The sequence below is a fragment of the Achromobacter deleyi genome, from assembly GCF_902859705.1.
Taxonomy (GTDB): Bacteria; Pseudomonadota; Gammaproteobacteria; order Burkholderiales; family Burkholderiaceae_B; genus Achromobacter; species Achromobacter deleyi.
Genome location: NZ_CADIJO010000007.1, coordinates 84197 through 101555, shown reverse-complemented (window position 1 = coordinate 101555; position 17359 = coordinate 84197). Strand labels below are relative to the sequence as shown.

Genomic DNA, 17359 nt, shown 5'->3' with positions numbered 1-17359 from the left:
GCAAGCTCTGGGGGTTCTCGGCGGCTCATGCCACCCGGGACGCCTGTTCAATGATGGCGTCGTGTTCTTCTTCGGTCAGCTCCGGAGGTGCCTGGGGCACCAGCTTGAGCTTGCCTCGCTTGGCCTCGCGCTCGGCCAGCTTGTCCTTCAGCGACCGCATTTGGTCGTTGTCCTCTACGGACGCAGTGATGTTGTTGTCTTTGAGGAACTTGATGGCTGCCCCGATGTCCGCAGCGCTCGCCTCATCGGCGTTGATTCGTCGGGTAAGTTCTCGCGCTACGACTCCGTGCAGCTCGGAAAGAGCCTCAACGGTTGCCTTGCTAATCGCTTCCTCCAGTGCTGCCGGAGCGGCGCTCTTTGATGCGATTCCGGACCCACCACGCAATCTGCACCAGCAAGAATGCGGTGCCGAGGATGGCGTACACGTCGCCAAGGGTGATTCCGAAAATGGTGAGAGTGGTGGCGGCACCGCCGCTCACAGCGGCCAGGGTGTCCGCCGCCTTGTCGGTCGGGGTCATAGATTCTTTAGTTGCAGTTGTTGGGGAGGGTGTAGCCAGTGACTTCCAACAGGCCCTCACCCCGGGTAGCAGGGCCGGAGAAGGTCACCCATCCGAACAGCGTGAAGCCGCAAGGAATCGTGAAGGGGCGGTAGACGTACGAGGCCGAGCTTGCGTAGGCGTACACGGTTGCGTTCGCTTGGGTAGGCGGGGCATTGGTAGCCCACCGAAGTGCAGTCACTGCTTCTGCCGGGGAGGTACTGGTGACCACCAGGGTTCGGACCATGACCTCATAGGAGGTGGCCGTGGGAGGAACCTGCCAGGTCGGGGTCACTACCTGGGCGTTCGGCGTTGGGTTAGCGTACATGGTGGTCAACTGCGCCACCACGTCGTACCGGAATGTGTTGCCCATGATGGCCCCACCAGTACCGTACTGCACCGAACAAAACCACACCCAGTGAGTGTACCCAGCAGGCATTGCCGGGCCGTTGCTCGGCGAAGCACTGGACGCGACAACACCCGCGCCAGAGCCATTAGCGACAAGGAAGTAGTTAACCGTGCCGGTGAGCTGCGCTGTCGTGTCTTGTCCATTGATGCCGACAACGCCCAGCTTGAAGTCGTGGTGACCTGGGCCAATGGTCCGCATACGGCCGGATACCCGATCTACAGGTTGAAGAACTGCGCCAGAGTAGTTAATCCACCCGCGCTGATCATTGGTGAAGTTGCCGCTAAACAGCCCGGTCAGGTTGTTGATGCCCGCACGCTGGTGGAGCGCCAACTGGTTTTCCTTGGAGCGCAAGTCCGCATCGTTGGCGGTGGTCTGCGCTGAGGCAGCGGCCATAAACGCTTCTGATGCCGTGGTCGCTGCGGAGTTTGCTGTCGCCATGGCAGCACCGGAATTTTCCAGAGCACTTTGCGCCTTAGCATCAATACCGTTCGCTACCGACAGTGCGCTGACGGCAGCGGCGTTGGCCGCAATTGAGGTGTCCAGCGCTGACTGCGCTTTGCCATCAATTCCGCCCGCCGTTGCAACGGCAGCGTCCGCCTTTCCCTCGGCGGCCTGGGCGATTCCTCGGACATCGGCAGCGGTTTGGTTAGCGTTGTCGGCCGCTGCCGTAGCGGCCTGGGCAGCAGCCGTAGCAGCAATAGCCGCTTGCTCCGCACCTTCCACCCCGGCGAGCGCCTGAGCGGCCGTGCTAACCGCAGATGAGGCGGCCGCACTCGCTGCCTCGGCCACCCCCAGTGCTAGCTGGGATCGCTCGGTTGCGGCGCGGGCCTCAGCCGTAAGATCACTCACGTTCTGCGCGGTCACGTAGAAGCGGTCCACCATCTCGGCGGTGGCGTATATGGCTTGGCGCGCCACCTTGTCCAGATTGGCCTCGCTCAGCACCGCACCGTCCACGAAGTCCACCAGAGGCTGGGACTTCTCGGTGTCCCGGTATACCACCAGGAACGTTCCCACCGGCACGGCGGGTACTACTGAAATCGTGTTGGGGCCAGTCAGCACCACAGTGACGGGCGTCTGTTCGCCCGTGGCTGCGACATAGGTATAGGCGCGCACGTTCTCCGGGTCGATATAGCCACCCGCGAAGTTGACCTCGAATGAGGTCCGCGCGCCGTCGCCCGCGAACTCCTGCATGGAGTAGCGTTTGCCGTCTTGTCCTGTGGATGCGATCCATGGCCGTAGCTCGGGAGCTAGCATGGACTCTCCATAATTGTGTCTAAATGGGTACTGAATGGAGCCACCCGAAGGTGGCCCCGTTTACTCCCAGCCCTTCAGCACGTTGCTGTAGTAGGTGCCGGGGATTGAGTTGCCCCCGGGGAGGATGCGCAGGATGTTCCGGAGATGTTTCCCGGTTCCCTCCTGACCGGTAGCCAGGTTCCCCACGCTGTTGATGGCCTTGGCGACGTTGCCTACGTAGCCCATGGACGCCACGGGGCCAGACCCGGCCTGGTAGGTGTTGCCCCCGAAGAGGACTTCGCCCACGCCCGCCAGTTCGGCCGCGATGCCGCTCATGTTGAAGTAGGTGAGCGTGCCGGTAACAAGGCGGCCCGTCTCCATGTTCTTCTTCATGTACTCGTCCGCGTCGGCCTGAGACATGCCTGCGGTGCCCGCTTGGAGGCGTGCGTAGTACAGCAACGAGGACCACGCCATGCCCACCGCCATAGCGGTATAGGTGTTCATGTCGTTGATCGCCAGATTGCGGCCCAGCTGCTTCTCCATGGAGGTCAGCCCGAAGTTGTGGAACTGTCCGATGACCGAACCCAGGGCTGACTCGCTGCGCCACATGGCGGCCTCCCCCACCAGCGCCCGCTGGAACGTCTGGTACGTCACGCGGTGCATGGCCTCAATCATCTTGTCGGCCGCCTGTTGGTCGTCCCAGGACTCCCACTTGAAACCGTCGCCTTCCTTGCGCTTCGGCTCGTACTTTTCCAGCTGGCCCCTGATGCGCGCCACGGTGTCGCCGTCCAGGCCCGCATCCGCCATGCGGCGCAGAGACATGCCGCCGTCCTGGCCCCGGATGCCGTTCACCAAGTCCTCCGCCATCACGGGCAGAAAGCCCTTGTGGAGCATCCGCTGGAGCGCGTTGGAGCCGTTGACGTAGGACACCAGTTGGGCAGCCCGCTGAGAGGCCCTGAGCAGGCCTGCGCCCATCCCCACCATTGCGCGGCCGTTCGGCAGCACGTCAGCAGTCATGGAGTGGATGCGGTAGTCCTGCCCGATGAGGCCCAGGCCGCGCTTAGACAGAACCTGGACTAGCTCGGTGGATGGACGGAATCCGTAGCCCAGCGTCTTGAACATCCCGCGCACGCCAGAGGCCGTGGTTACAGCTGCCACGTCCGCCAGGTTGGCAATACCCAGCTTACCCATCGTGGCCGCGTACGTGAAGTTCCGCAGCGTGGCGAGCATCGGATGATCCTTGGCGATCATCGGGCGGAAGCCGAACGCTCGCCCACCGAACGCCAGCAGTTCCACCTCTTCTGGGGATGCGCCGTCCTTGGTAGCGAGGGTCAGCAGGGCCTCGAAGTCCGCGTAGCCCTTGAAGCCCACCTTTGCCATGGCATTCTGACCGGAGAACCTGTGCGCGGTGTGCTGAATGGTGGACACAACGTCGTGCTCCACGTAGTCCAGCAAGCGCACGCCCTCCACCTCGCGCAGCAGGTCGAACTCCGTACGGCTGCGGTCTTCGATCTTCTCGTTCAGCAGCCGGCGGAACTCTGCCGCCACCTTGTCCGTCACGGGCGTTCCTTGGAAATTCTCGGTCAGTAGCTCGGCGGCCATCGTCTCGAACTTGCCGGAGTCCATGTTGGTGCGGGTGTCCGGATCGCGTACGGACTCGCCCATCCGCGTGTTTACCTGATGCTCAACCTGCTCCATCAGCCGCTTGCGCGCTGCCGCAACCTGCTCGGCGTCCGCACCGCCCGCAACCAGCTCCTTGATAACCGGATCCACGTTCCGCTCCACGTACTGCTCCGTGAAGTTCTTGCGCAGGGCCTCCCAGGCCTTCGGGTCGCTCCGCAGGGCATCCCCGAACTTGTCCCACTTCCAAACCTGGGGCATAAAGCCCGTCGTGCCAGAACCCTTCACCGTGCCAGCGTACGGGTTGCCGGCCTTCAGGCCATCACCCACCATCTGCTCGATCTGAGCATCCATCTGTTTGGCGATGCGCTGCACCTGCTCCGGAGCCTGGGACACGTACTGCTGCCCTGCCTTGGCGGCCTGGCGCATCCGGGCACGCTCCTCCGCCACTTGGGTAGAAATGCGCTGCACGGCCTTACGTGCGCCGCCCAGGAACATGTAGTCGGCTCGCTCCTTCGCCGACATCAGACCCACCATGTCCTCACGGACGGCCATCAAGTACGGGTCCCGGTAGCCGCGTTGCAACAGTTCGTAGTTCATGGCTACGGTGCTGTTGCGCTTCCCGCTCCCTAGCGAGTTCTCGAACAACACGCTGCCCGCGATTCGGGCGATCTTTGACTTAGAACCAGACAACGCCACGCCAGGCGAGTACGCCCAGGTCTTGCCCTTGTCGAACCATGTGGGGGCTTTTTCCAGCCACTTCTGCCCGCGCTCCGCCGTCACCTTCGCGGCCGGGTCTAGGTCCTCTCCAATCGCCTCCAGGGATTCCTTCAACACCTGCTCGCGGGTGCTCAGGGGCAGCTTCTCGTTTGCAGGAAACAGTAGCTTCCCGCCGCTGCCCGCCTTGGGCAGGTCAGAGGCGATCAGCTTGTCGCTTAGGTCCAGTGCCTTCAGCAGCGCGTTCGTGTCCTGCGGCCCGAGGCCCAGTAGCGTACGCACCAGCTGCACCGTACGACTCAGCAGCGACTCCCCGTCCTTTAGCTTTGTCGCGGCCAGCCGTTGAATAAAGTCCGAGTTGCCTGAGTACAGCCCGGCCACGAACTCCTCAACAGAGTCCAAGTAGTAGCGGGTCATGCCCTCGGGCGCGTTGCCGTGCAGCTTCTGCATATCCTGGCGCAGCTCATCCAGCTCGGCCCGAATGCGGCCCACGGTGGACTCCGGGTGCGCCTCGCCCAAGCGCAGCGCATCGTAGGTTGCCGCGTGAGCAATCTCATGGAGGCGCACATGGTCCGGGGCGTCGTGGGACCAATTCACGGAACCGGCGGCAGGGTCGTAGTAAGCCTGGCCCTTGCCGTCTGTAAGCTTCCGAATCTCCTCCGGGGGCCGCTGGTAAATCCGGGCGTCCGCCAGGCGCTGCTCGCGCAGCCGGCCCGCCAGCGTACGAATCATCGGGTCCGTGGCCTCGTCCGCGATACGGGCCAACTCCGCACGAACGGAGATGGAAGGGGCGTCCGTGGGCGGCGGCGCAGTGCGCGGAGGCGGGGTGAGGGTGGCCCGTTCGCGCTGCACGGCGAACGCAGCCTCCAGAGCGCGATTAAGTACGGTGCGGCCCGTCTGAGGTGCCGCCACCCCCTCGCGCTCTTTCCGCAAGGCATCCAGCTCCTTGTCCACCTGTTGCAGGCGCTGCGTGGATTGCTCCGCCTTCGCATTCTGGTCGATGCCATCCTGCACCCGTTGCATCCCAGCCTCAAGGTCCGCCTTCTTCGCGTCCAACTCTTTGCCCGCCCGAGCCTTGGCGTCCTTGAACTTCATGCCCTGGTCCTGGTAGTGGCGCGTAAGGGCTTTGCGGTCATCCGGCGTGGGTAGCTGCCGCTTCAGCTCCTCAATCTGTTGGCGGGCCGCACGAACGTCGCCGCGCTCCGCTGCGCCCGCCGCATTCGCAACGTGCTCCACCCGCTCGGACTCCAGCGTGTCGATCTGCTTGTCCAGCACCCGGGCGCGGGCTTCCTCCAGCGGGCTAACACGGGCCTGGCCCAGCGTAGGCACGGAGTGGGTAGTGAGGTCGTCGTAGTTGGTACTGTACGAGTGATCAACGAATGCCTCTCCCAGACTGCCGCGCCCGTTCACCTGCCCACTTTCCCAGGCCTTGCTCACGTTGCGGTCAATGACCTCCCGTACCGCCCGTGCGGCTGCGTTGAGCACAGGGGCCGCTTCGGGGTTCACCTGCTGCGTGGGGTCTATATGCGGACGGCCTTTCGGGTCTACCAACAAACCACCCACGGCACCCAGTGCCGCGCCCGTAATGCCTTGCTCGAACAACGTGCCCCAGGAGAAGCGCTGGTTGTCCGCCTTCTCCAGCACCTGCCCCACCGCGATGTTCTCCACGGCGGCCACACCTGCGCCTTGTGCAATGGAAAGCGCACGCCCGGCGGCAGCCGCGCTGCGGGCAGAGGCCACTGCCGCACCCAAGCCGACCGTTGCTACGACCGCGACCGGATCAGCGATGCCGCCGACCAGCTGCCCGGCAATGGCGCTGGCGAAGGACAGGCCCTCCATGTTGCTCATGCGCCGCTGCACGTCCTGCCGCTCCTGCGCGGTGGTCAGGCGCTCACTGAAGTCCTGCGCGTTGCGCGATGCGTTCACGTAGTCCATCAGGTTGTCGTTGCCGTATACACCAGCCTTGATGGTGCGCTGCTTGTTTTCTTCGCTCATCGGGTTGAAGTCGGGGTCATACTCCCCGCGCCCCGCCAGCTCAATCAGCTTGTTTGTCACCGTGTTGTGGACCAGCGAATCCATCACGGACTCGCGGAAGCCCACGCCCAGCTGCTTATTCGTCAGCCGCTGCGCATCCGCCTCGTACAGGGAGGGGCCGTCCACGGAATCGGGGAACCGCTGCTTAAACGCTGAGGCGTCCGCAGCAGCCGCCAAGTCCACCGGGGCGTGCTCGCCCAGCGCATCGGCGCGCTGCACCGCCTTGGTGAACGAGGGGGCCTTCGCCGTATTCATGTACGCCTTCGTCAGCGGATCAATGGCCGCACCCTGCACCGCGGACTCCGCAACCTTGCCGAAGAACTCGGGGTCGAAGTGATCCCCGCCGTTCTCGTGGCGGGAGATGAGGCCCGCCAGCTTCGCCAGCACGGCGGGGCTGCGCATGTCCAGCGGGTCCTTCGCCCCGACTCCCATGCCGCTCGCCACCGCATCCACGTAGGCGCTGGTGTTGTTCTCTACCGAGGGTGCCCACCGGCCGATGATGCCTTCCACGGTGTCCAGCCCGTACTTCGTGTTGTAGGCCATCAGGTTCTTGATGAGGGCCTTACCTCCAGCGATGGGGCCGTCGAACTTCACGAAGCCGCCTTCCTCGCCTACTGCGCCTTCCCATTCCAAGCCGCTGGTGCGGATATTGCCGGGATTGTTGTTGCGAATACCGATAGGGTCCATGGACCTCCTGTTATGAATTAACGGGCATCGTCGGCGGGACTCATCGAATCCCGCCTAGGTTGCCTGCTACTTGAAAATGCTGGTTGCCGCCGTAGCCGCGTCCGAGAACGGGGCCGTGATCTGGCGGGGTGCGGCACGCCCAGCATTCTTGCGCCGGATAGCATCCATCTCCGCCAGAACCTGGTCCGCCGTAATCATTACCGTCACCGGTTTGAGGCCCTTGTCCACCGACTTCGGGACCCGCGACATAAACAGAATGCCGGCCCCCGTAGCCATCCCGGAGACAGTCTTGTAGTCGTTGGGGTCAAAGGTATCGACACTCGGGGCCAGCTTCCCGGTATCGTTGAACGTCTCGCCCAGGCGCTCACCCACAAATGGGATAGCTGACAGGAGGCCGTTGGTAGTTCGGGCTGCGGTGTTCGCTGCTTTATCCGCCGCCGTTAGGTCCTTGATGGGGTTGATCGGGGACCTCCCAATCTGCTTGCCCATGTTGTCGTTCAGCACGTTGCGGAGCGCGGTTTGGTAGTCCTCGGACAGCTGCGACATTCCACCCACCTTGGCGGATACCGTGGCGAACAGGCCACCGCCCTGAGAGGCGGGTGAGCCGGGCACATACGTACCGTCCACGAAGTCCACGTCCGAGCTGGCGCCGTACATCTGGGTGAAGGCCAGAGCCACGGCCTGCTCATGGGACATACCCATGCCCCGCACGAAGCGGGCCACGTTGGGGGCCAAGTCCTGGACCATCCGGGCCTTGCTGTCGTCGTTCAGCTCATAGCCAGACAGCGCCCCGGGGCCGAACAGCGGGATGTTCCGCTTTATGAACCCGGGGTCCTGGTCGCTCAGGTAAGCAGCCACGGCTTTCTTGTCCGTTGCCGTTACTGGGGCGTCCCAGCCGGATTGCACGGCCTGACGGGCGGCGTCCACCGCTGACTTGTCCGAGAGGTCTGGGGCCAGCTTCGACATGAACGCCATCTTCGCGGCATTCTCCGGCCCCACGTATGCAGCCAGGCCGGCCATCCCATTGGGCGCTCCGGCCATGATCTGCATGTAAGACAAGGAGCGGCGCATCTGGTCCGTAACCGGGGTGCCCTGGACGAAGAAGTTGTTCGCGTCCACGGTGAGCGATTCCGATAGTGCGGTGTCCACCATCTTCTTGCCGAACTGGGCGGCCGGGGCCAGCTTGCGCAGCCAGGTAGTCAGGTCGGCCTTGTTGGGCGAGTTCTCCATGCCCAGGCGCGTCTCCAGCAGCGTCTGCTGGATGATGTCCGGCGAGAGGTTATTCATCGCCACTGGCGCGGCAGAGCCGCCGTCGTTCACCGCCCGCAGCACCTGCTCCTTCTGCGCCACGGCGTCGGTCTTTTCTAGCTCGCCCTTCTGGTACGCGGTGTACGCAGCCGCCCGCTGCCGCTCCAGGAATTCCCGCCCCTTGTACCAGAGCTTGTCCATGTGCTCGATGTCCGAGTTGGTGAACTTGGGCGAGCCGCTGCCGCTTTGGCGCATGAACTTATCGTTCTCCTGCTGCACATAATTGTGCAGGGCGTCCAGCGTTTGAGGACCCGAGCCTTGCGACAGTGCGACCTCAAGGGCGGCGGTGTTACTGGCATCCTCCCGGAACATCGGGGCGTTCTTCTGTGCCCACTGCACCGCATATGGCTGCATACGTTCCAGTTGCGTTCGAGCATTGAGCGGGAGCTTGTTCCACTCCGCCGTGCCTTTGAACGCCTCGTAGATGCCGAAGTTGCCGCGCATCAAGTTAGCCTGAAGGCCCTGCGCCGTAGTCGTGGCCCAAGCCTCGTCCGTCATGCCAGGGATAGGCGCGAACGCGCTCGTGGCCCGATCCTGCTCGGCCTTTACCTGTTCCGGCGTGTAGAACCCGCCGCCCACTCCGAGAGTTTGCTGGAACGAGTCCCCCGCCGTTACCAGTCCATTGCCGAACGCGGTTACGTTCTGCTCCTGTACGTACGCGACATGCTGCTTCATGTGGAGGTCAAGCATCGGCCCCCACTGCTCGGCCAGCTTCGCCTGTACCATCGCGTCCATCGACTGGTCGCCGGTACTCCCGATCTGCCGCACCTGGTCAGACAGGTACTTGCGTACGGCGTCCGGTGTCTGCTTGCGCAGCTCCGGCATCTGCCCGAGGAAGTCCGCCTTTGCTGTGTCCAATGTCCCCATCAGGGTCATTGCCTGCGCGCCGCGCACCGTGGCGGAAGGTCCGAATATTTTCGTGTACCAGGGCCGTTCTTTCTGAATCTCCAGGAGGGACTTACCCTGAGCCACCTGGGACATGCCGTCGTAGTACTGCCGCTGCTCTTCTGCTGCGATGAGTGGGGCCAGCGCGCCCTGTGCCATCTTGTTGATGGCCTCCAGCGTACGCATGCTGGTTTCCGCCGCGCCGCTGAAGTCGGCACCGGGAGCTTGTGGGGCCTGAGCAAACGAGGTAAAGCCCCCGCTGCCCCCGCCGCCCAAGCGGGTCGCAGGCCCCTGGCCTGCATCCGTAACCTGCTGAATGACGACGTTCCCGCCGCTGTCTAGGCCGTAATCGCCTGCCATTTATGCTCCTGTGAAATATTTACCCCCGCCCAGGTCTACCTGGGACACTGCGGGGCCAGCTCGCACGTAGCTGCTTTTCTCTTGGCCGCCAAGGCTGCCCAGCATCTTCGTAAGCGTGCTGACGCCCTGCCCGCCCAGCCAGCCTGACACAGCGCGGCCCATTGCCCCTCCCTGGTAGTCCAGCGAGGTGATCGGATTAAACACAGTCGGGGCAATGTTGATGCCGTAGTCCAGGTTGGGCAGGCTCTGACCTTGATCCTGGCTGTTCACTGCGGTACGAATGAGGCCCTGCTTCTGGAGGAGTGCGTCGAATTGGACGTACCGCTCGTTGTCCGTAGCCGTGGTAATGGCTGCCCCAGTTTGGAGCGACAGGACCGACCGCATCAGCTCGCTGCTAGAGCCGCCCACCCCCCGAGCCGCGGCGTCTGCACGCAGCGCCCCGAGCGCGGCCGCGCCCTTTAGGCGGGCGGAGAGCTTCCCCCGCACCATTCCGTCCAGCATGCGGCTTTGGTTTGTCTCCAGGGCGTTGTATTGCTGCCCAAACACCCGCATCTTTTCCTGATTGCCGATGGAGCGGAGGGTGTTCTGCAGGGTCGCTTGCGCAGCTGCAAACGAGTTATTGGCGGAGCGCAGGCTGTTCGCCGCGTCCGCATTAGCTTGATTGACAAGGTTGGTGGAGGCCGTGTTGGAGCGGGTAATCGCCCGCTGGCCGCGAGCCAGCGTGTCCCGCGTGACGTTCTCCATGTATCCCTGGCCGATCTGGAGCGCAGCTTGCGCCGCGAACATCCACACCATATCTATCCTCCTAGACTCGCCGGGTGTTGTTGAAGATTTGGCCCACCCACTCTATAGCGGAGATGGTTGCCGGGAGCCACGCACGGGTGCGGAACTCCATACGGTGCTCCGTGTTCGCCCGGCCGCAAGGGACGTCAACCGTAGCGGTAGTCGTGGGCTGGCGGCCTACCTGGTTATTGCTCAGGCCCACGCGGCGGCCGTTGAACCCGAACACCCGCGCCGCGCCCGCCATGTCGATGCGGTAAGCGTCCAGGCCGGAGGTCTTGGTGACGGACAGCGTGTAGCGGTTCACCACCAACCGGCCGTTCACTAGCGCCCGGTCGTTCTGGTCCCGCACAAACGGAGACGTAATCTGTAGCGCACCGGAGAACCCGATGCCTACCACGCCAGGGCGCGTGCCGCCTTGCAGCTCGGCCGCGTAGAAGTCATGGAACTTCGCAATTTCAGCGCCCAGGAATGCCGCATCAGAACCTTGGGAGGCCGCCACATGCACATCGCCCAGCACGGATGGGTCGGCCGCATCCAGGAAGCCGCCCCCGGAGGCGTACTCGGTGGGGGGCCGTTGCGCGTCCAGGTAAGGCCGGGCCGACTGGTCCGAGTCCATGACGAACTGTTCGCACGCCACCCAGGGCCCCCGCGCGTTCTCACGGATCGTGTAGACGTATAAGGTTGCCTTGTAGACCGTGATGCTGATGATCCGGCCAACCACAGGGGACCACTCCCAGCGGGACCACGAATCGAATACACGTGACTGGCTGCCGGGCTGGTCAATGAATCGGTACGTGTACACGCCACGGTCATAGCCGTCCGTGCGCACGAATACGGTGTGAGGCGACGGCAAAGCAGCGAACTGCGTGGGGCGGCCCCGGATGTACTTGTCCAGCTGCTGGCTGACCAGATACGTCTCCGGGCTGCCCTCGAACAGGCCCAGCTGAAACTGGGAGACACTGCCGCTGTACGGGCTGGGGCCGTCCTGGTTAGGGGCCGCCTCGTACTTGCCGTAGAACAGCAGGTTGCCGACCACAATGGGCTGCCCCGTCACAGAGTCCTTCTCACCCGCCGCCGTGGATATGGCGATGGTCTGGGGTGTAAGCGCGATCCTTCCGCTTACTGAGTACTGATTCCGCTCCCCAAACATGAACAGGTCCTTGTTGTAGGTGACAGAGCGGGTGATGATGTCGTCCTCCGCGCCCAGTGCGTACGCCTCAATCGGATCATCCGCATCCTGCCGCAGCATGGAGTTCCGGAACCAATTGAAGTAGTCCCCGGCCCGCGACATAAAGACCACACCGTTCGCCACTATGACCAGGCGGTCCATGAACACGGTAAGCAGCGTGATGCGGCGGCCGAAGAAGTAGGGCACCGCGCCCTTCGCCGCCAGGTCGCCCACCCGGCTCTCGCTGTACCCCGGCACAGGCGTTCCTGTGACCGTCGCAAGTTGGGCAGGGGTGTCCGCAATCACCAGCGTGCGCCCATCCTCGGACACCGTGGCAAGGGCGAACACCTGACCAGGCTTCACCACTTGGGCTGCGCCCTCCTCCCACCGCACCGTGCCCGTGGAACCCGTGTCGATCTTGGCAACCATGTAATAGGCGTCGTCGGTGCCCTTGGGCTTGACCTTGACGACCTTACCGGTCCAGTGAACGGTAGACAGTTTGGCGGGGTCGTCCACCTCGTTGTGGACCGCCCGGAACAGCGAACCGTCGCCCGAGTCGTTCACGGACAGCTCCGCCACATTGGACAGGATCAGCGAGCCTCCATTCAGCGAGAAATTGGTGAACCCGCTGGCCGTCAACTGTGCCCCGATCTGCGCCGCAATGTTCTGCGGCTGCACGCTCGCCTGGGCGTCCCCAATCCATTTATTGGACGCGGAGTTGTAGGCGTTCACGCGGTCATTGACCTGCTTCGCGTAGTTGGGATTCCCTTCCTGCACAATGTCGGAAGTGTCCAGTAGCGCAGGGTAGCTGGACGCCATAGTGGTGTAGGCCACGTTCACCGTCGCCCCGGTATCGGCACGCTTCAACGTGACGCGGAACGTACGGCTGTAGGCCCCGCCCCGCACCCAGGCCACCGCCTCCGTGGAGTGAGCAGCGTACTGGTCCACAGAGGAGTGCCCCGGCCCCACACGGTTTGAAGCCATCACCACGTAGCGGCCCACGGTAGTGACTGCGGAAAGGCCGCCGTACCGCCAAGAATCCAGCGCACCTGGGGAGGATTCGTTCATCGTGACTGACAGGAACTTGCCCGTCACCTTGTTGTGGCAGAAGCAGAACGGCAGCGTGTCCGCAGACGGACGCTCGCCTGCCTGGTAGATCAGACTGTACTCAGTACCGCCCAGGAAGAAGCTGTATTCGCGGTAGTTCCGCAGGTAGGCGTACTGCCCCCCTGTGAGCTGGGGTAGGCCCAGCACCTTCTCGTCCATAGTGACGGACCCGTGCCGGCGGGCTACGCCTCGGCGGGGGTCGGACACCATGTTCACTTGCTCCCAGTTCTGCCCCGCTAGGCGGTCCTGGGGGACCTGTTCGGAGACTCCGCGAGTGATGCTGGAATAGCTCGACGCTACCTTAGCCATCAGCGAATCCGATGCGGGTACAGTGCCCGGCCTGGTTGCATCACGGGACGGACAGCGGCCAGAGCACGCGCAGCGCTGGGCGAGTGGAACATATTGATCCGCTGGTTCAGGATATGAACGCGGCGGACGCGTGCGTAGGCCTGGTTGTACGCCGCGTAGAGTTTCTTGTACTTCGAGTCGTCCGCGTCGTAACTGTTCTGGAAGTCCAGCTGCGTGCGGAGCGACACCATTTGCTGCACGTTCTTGGGGAGGTCATTGAACGGGATTTCCCGGGTCAACTTCCCCGTCACAGACTGCGAGATAGCGAACGTCTGCTCCGCCCGGTCCCACAGACGATTACCCCGCTGCGTAAGCAGCGTGTTGTCGCACTCCAGGTTCAGCGCGTCGGCCGGGACGTACACGAAGCCCGTGTGGGGGTCCGGTGCGAGGTCCACGTAGTCCGTGTTGAACCACCAGCCGACTTGCTGCTCCAGCGTGTTGGAGTCGGCCAGGACATTCAGGGCTGTCTGCACGTACGGATGGTCCGGGTCTAGCGCGTTGAGTGGCGTTTCCCCCATCGACTTCAGGCAAGCATTAACGACAGAAAGCGGCGTGATAGCCGACATCTACCCTCCTAACGAAAAATAGCCCGGCTCCTTTCGGAAACCGGGCTATCGGGATTGCTTGATGGCTTACTTGGCCTTGAGTACGGCCGCGAAGGCGGGGTTATTGGTCGTCACGCCGAACGAGGTGTGCGCGTCGATGTACCACATCTTGGTGATGGGGTCATAGAACACGTCCGGGGTCAGCGGGATGGTTTCGCCTGCCAGCAAAGCGCGGGGCGAGAATGCAGCGGCAACGACCTTGCTGAAGTCGCCGTCATACGCGTTACCGTTGCCTGCATTGGACAGGTAGTGGCCGGTGATGACGCCCTTAGGCAAGTTGTTGGAGCTGTAGACCGGCACGCCGTACACGTTGAGCGACTTGGTGCGAATCTCGGTGCCGTCCGACAGAATGAACTGGCGGTCAACCAGGCGGTCGTTCTTCAGCAGCGTGTAGTACTGCTTGGGGCGCAGGACCAGTACCACGTCCTCGGAAATCGGGTCCACGTCCTTCTCTTCCATCTGAGCGAACATGTCGCCCAGCTTGTCTTCCAGCGCGGCCGGGTCGCCCTCTTGCCCCGCAGCGTCGAACGTCTGCGTGGTGCCGCCCTGCCAGCCTGCCGGGTACTCGGCCATATTCGTGATTTCGGCGGCCTTGATTGCCATGCTCAGGAACGCCTGGTCGATGAACTTCGAGAACTTCTTGCCGTGCTCCTGGCCGATGGCGGAACGGGCGTCATAGCTGTTCTGAAAGTCATCCAACAGCGGCACCATGGCGCGTGCATTGATGAGGGTATCCACGGTCAGGCGGACCTTCGACGCTTGCACCACCGCACCGTCCGGCGCAGTGCCAGGAGTAACCTTCGAGAGGGCCGATTCACCCACGCGGAAGTTGGAGATGGTGGACGTGCCTTGGATCGACCGCACCGGGATGAAGTTGTGCATGATCGACATGCGGGCGATGGTGCCCTCGATTTCACCGCCGTACTCCTCGATATGGAGGGCCAGCGGGTTGGTGGCGCTCGGCGCGGAGCCGATTTGGGTGTTGTTGCCGACCTGGAGTACAGCACCCGGGCGGGTGATGTTGGTAACGCTAATACCCATGTGTGGGTTCCTTGTAATTGTTATGCGCGTGTCATGTCCTGCCACGCTTTAGGCTCTTGGGATTGACACGGGCTTGTGTCTAACTGGGTACTGAATCGCTGGAGCCAGAACGCAAAAGGGCCAGCCCGGTTTCCCGAACTGGCCCTTTTGTCCCGCAGGACGGTCTAGCTATTAGCCACGCCAGGCGGCGCGACGCTTCTGCAAAGCGGTGTACTCCTGGCTGCCCTCCAGGGATTTGCCCTTAAGGCTCTTGCGTAGTTCGCTAACGGCCTTCGTGTACTCCTTCGGGGACAACGGCCCGTGGGTGCCAGCGGCAGGCGTGGCTGCGGCGGTATCCCGGGCGGCCGTCTGTCGGGGCGGGCTGGAGACGCCTGCTTGTTGGCGGTAGTTGGACACCAGCGCTTGAGCGACGGCCTCAGCCAAAAATCCGCCCTTAGCCAGGGCGTAGTTCACGGCGTCCTTCTCCTCTTGCTCGGCGTTCTCCCCTGCCCACGCCATCACCTCAGCCCACGCCTCACCGCTACCCGCGACCTGCACCACCATGCCCTGGACGGCAGCCTGGCGTTCCCCGGCCGCCGCCGTAAACTCCTTGAAACCAGACTCTGCCAAGGCCAGATACGCCTCAGCGCCCGGGATGTCCTTGGTAGCCAGAAGAGCACGCAGCGGCCCAAAGTTCCCCTTGAATGCCTCCTGCATCTCCGGGGACGTGTCGCCGTCCAAGCCCAAGGAGCCGGCCCAGGCGAGGGCAGTGTCCAGGTTTACGTTGCCGGTCTTCTCGTAGGACTGGGTCGCGCCAAACGCGGCGGCCTCCTTTGCGGGGGCCGCCGGTTTAGCGGCGGGTTGGGTGACTTGTTGCGTCACCTGCGGGGTGCTGCCCTCCTGGCCCGCCTGGGTGGGCGCGGCGGCGGTAGCTGCCGGGGTCGCGGTAGAAGTCTGGATCGCTTCAGTGGTCATTCAGGTCCTTATTGAGGTTGTTCAACGGTAGCCTTGGCGACGGGGCCAGCGGCTGCTTGTTCAAGTGCTTGCTGTTGTTGCTGCTCCGCGAGCTGCTGCTGAACCTCCGGCGGGTTCACGTACTGCTTCGAGTCCACGCCGCGCCCCGCGAAGATTGCAGCGGAGATGGCCGTGGCGTTGAGGACGACCGCGAGGGGGCCTTGCAGAACTGCCTGAAGCTGCGCCAAGTCCATAATGCAGAGCTTCAGGTTGTCCAGGTCGGCGTTGCGGGAGAGCGCGTCCAGGCCTGTAATGATCGTGGGGCGCAGGGCCGTGCCACTGAGCTTTACGCCCAGCATCGCCGCCAGCCAGTACGCCAGCGGCAGCTGGAAGTCGATGGCGAGGCGCGAGTACACGCCACCCAGCGAAGTCTCCAGCTCCTGCGCCTGCATCCGGATTTCCTCGGCCGTCACGCGCTCGGCGTCCCGGACCACGCTGGAACCCAGCAGGAACGTCCGCCCAATACGGTTCACGTACTTGGACAGCACCGCGTCCATGATCTGGAGGCCCTGCGCAATACCCGCCCCTGCCGCGCTCAGGGCAACTACATCGCCCTCCACGCCGGGGATCGCTGCGCCGTTCTCACTCTGCTCCAGGTCCTCCGGCTGGGTCATGCCGCCGGGGTTGCAGAGCCAGCGGAATTCCGACGCCAGGATGGCGGCACGCAGCTGCGCTTCCGACAGAGTGGACATTGCCGCGAAGTCACCCGCGCACTGCTCCACCAGTCCGATGCCGTAGTGCTGGCCGTCAGGCAGCTCCCACGTCAGGGCGCGGTATGGCAGCTCCTCCTCGGTATAGGACCCGTTGAAGGAGTCCGGCAGCGGGTGCTCGTCCACGTAGGACGTGACGCTGTACTTCTTGTCCTCGCCCAGCTGAACCCATGTGAACCAATCCACGTCCCCGCAAGTGCGCGGGTCGGTCGGGTCCATCTTGGAGTACTTGGCAAGCTTGGGACCGCCCTGGCGCAGAAACTGCTGCGCATCGGCGTCCAGCTCGTCAAAGCGCAACGTCTGCTTGATGATGATTTCCACCACCTTGCCAGACATGCTGCGCTTCACCGTGTACTTCTTCAGGCCCAGAACCCGGATGGGCGTGGACTTGTCCTTGCCAAGGATCAGCAGGCAGTTACCCGTCACGGTCAGATTTCGCACGGCTTCGTAGAGACGCGGGCGTGTGCTGAGTTGGTCCAGCAGCTTGATACTGTTCTGCTCGGCGGCAGACAGGTAGGACTGCAAATCGGCGACCTGCTCACCCAGCTCTGCCAGGATGTCGGCGGGGATGTCGTAGCGCATGAACGGGCGAGACGGCGCGAACAGGGCGAGAATTAGCTTGTTGGAAAGACTGTTGACTGCGAGCGCTCCTACCGCTTGGTAGTCGGTCTGGAGTTCCTGCGCTTGCTCGTCGTACCCGTCAGGGGGGCAAATGATCGGGATGGTGTACGCAGCGTATCGCTGCGCCCGGGTCAGCAGCGGCTGACGTTTTTGTTCGCTGCTGGTCCAGGCATCCTTTACTGTTCCGACCATCC

Annotated in this window: 11 protein-coding genes; all 11 read right to left on the bottom strand. The window is 63.4% G+C overall.

What is annotated here, in order from left to right:
* Positions 1-25: 25 nt before the first annotated feature.
* On the bottom strand, positions 26-385 hold the full coding sequence (locus HV798_RS31935; protein ID WP_425486139.1) for a hypothetical protein: 360 nt from the start codon (positions 383-385) through the stop codon (positions 26-28).
* Positions 321-518, bottom strand: coding sequence for a hypothetical protein (locus HV798_RS12525; protein WP_175216447.1), 198 nt, complete (start codon positions 516-518; stop codon positions 321-323). The genes HV798_RS31935 and HV798_RS12525 overlap by 65 nt, the downstream gene beginning before the upstream one ends.
* A gap of 7 nt (positions 519-525) precedes the next feature.
* A complete protein-coding gene (locus HV798_RS12520) occupies positions 526-2199 on the bottom strand; it encodes a phage tail fiber domain-containing protein (protein WP_175216446.1) in 1674 nt (557 codons plus the stop codon).
* Between the two features lie 60 nt (positions 2200-2259).
* A complete protein-coding gene (locus HV798_RS12515; RefSeq protein WP_175216445.1) occupies positions 2260-7236 on the bottom strand; it encodes a hypothetical protein in 4977 nt (1658 codons plus the stop codon).
* A gap of 66 nt (positions 7237-7302) precedes the next feature.
* Positions 7303-9789, bottom strand: a complete 2487-nt coding sequence (locus tag HV798_RS12510; protein WP_175216444.1) for a hypothetical protein — start codon at positions 9787-9789, stop codon at positions 7303-7305.
* Positions 9790-10584, bottom strand: coding sequence for a virion core protein, T7 gp14 family (locus HV798_RS12505; RefSeq protein ID WP_175216443.1), 795 nt, complete (start codon positions 10582-10584; stop codon positions 9790-9792). It abuts the gene before it with no gap.
* A gap of 10 nt (positions 10585-10594) precedes the next feature.
* Positions 10595-13006: a phage nozzle protein gene (locus tag HV798_RS12500; RefSeq protein WP_246288741.1), complete on the bottom strand. Its 2412-nt coding sequence runs from the start codon at positions 13004-13006 to the stop codon at positions 10595-10597.
* 149 nt (positions 13007-13155) lie between these two features.
* On the bottom strand, positions 13156-13761 hold the full coding sequence (locus HV798_RS12495) for a hypothetical protein (protein WP_175216441.1): 606 nt from the start codon (positions 13759-13761) through the stop codon (positions 13156-13158).
* A gap of 66 nt (positions 13762-13827) precedes the next feature.
* Entirely contained in the window at positions 13828-14841 is a 1014-nt protein-coding gene (locus tag HV798_RS12490; RefSeq protein ID WP_175216440.1) for a major capsid protein, read from the bottom strand.
* Between the two features lie 171 nt (positions 14842-15012).
* Positions 15013-15795 carry a hypothetical protein gene (locus HV798_RS12485; protein ID WP_175216439.1) on the bottom strand — a complete coding sequence of 261 codons (783 nt, stop codon included), beginning with the start codon at positions 15793-15795 and terminating at the stop codon, positions 15013-15015.
* An 8-nt stretch (positions 15796-15803) separates the two neighbouring features.
* A complete protein-coding gene (locus tag HV798_RS12480) occupies positions 15804-17357 on the bottom strand; it encodes a portal protein (RefSeq protein WP_175216438.1) in 1554 nt (517 codons plus the stop codon).
* Between the last annotated feature and the right edge of the window lie 2 nt (positions 17358-17359).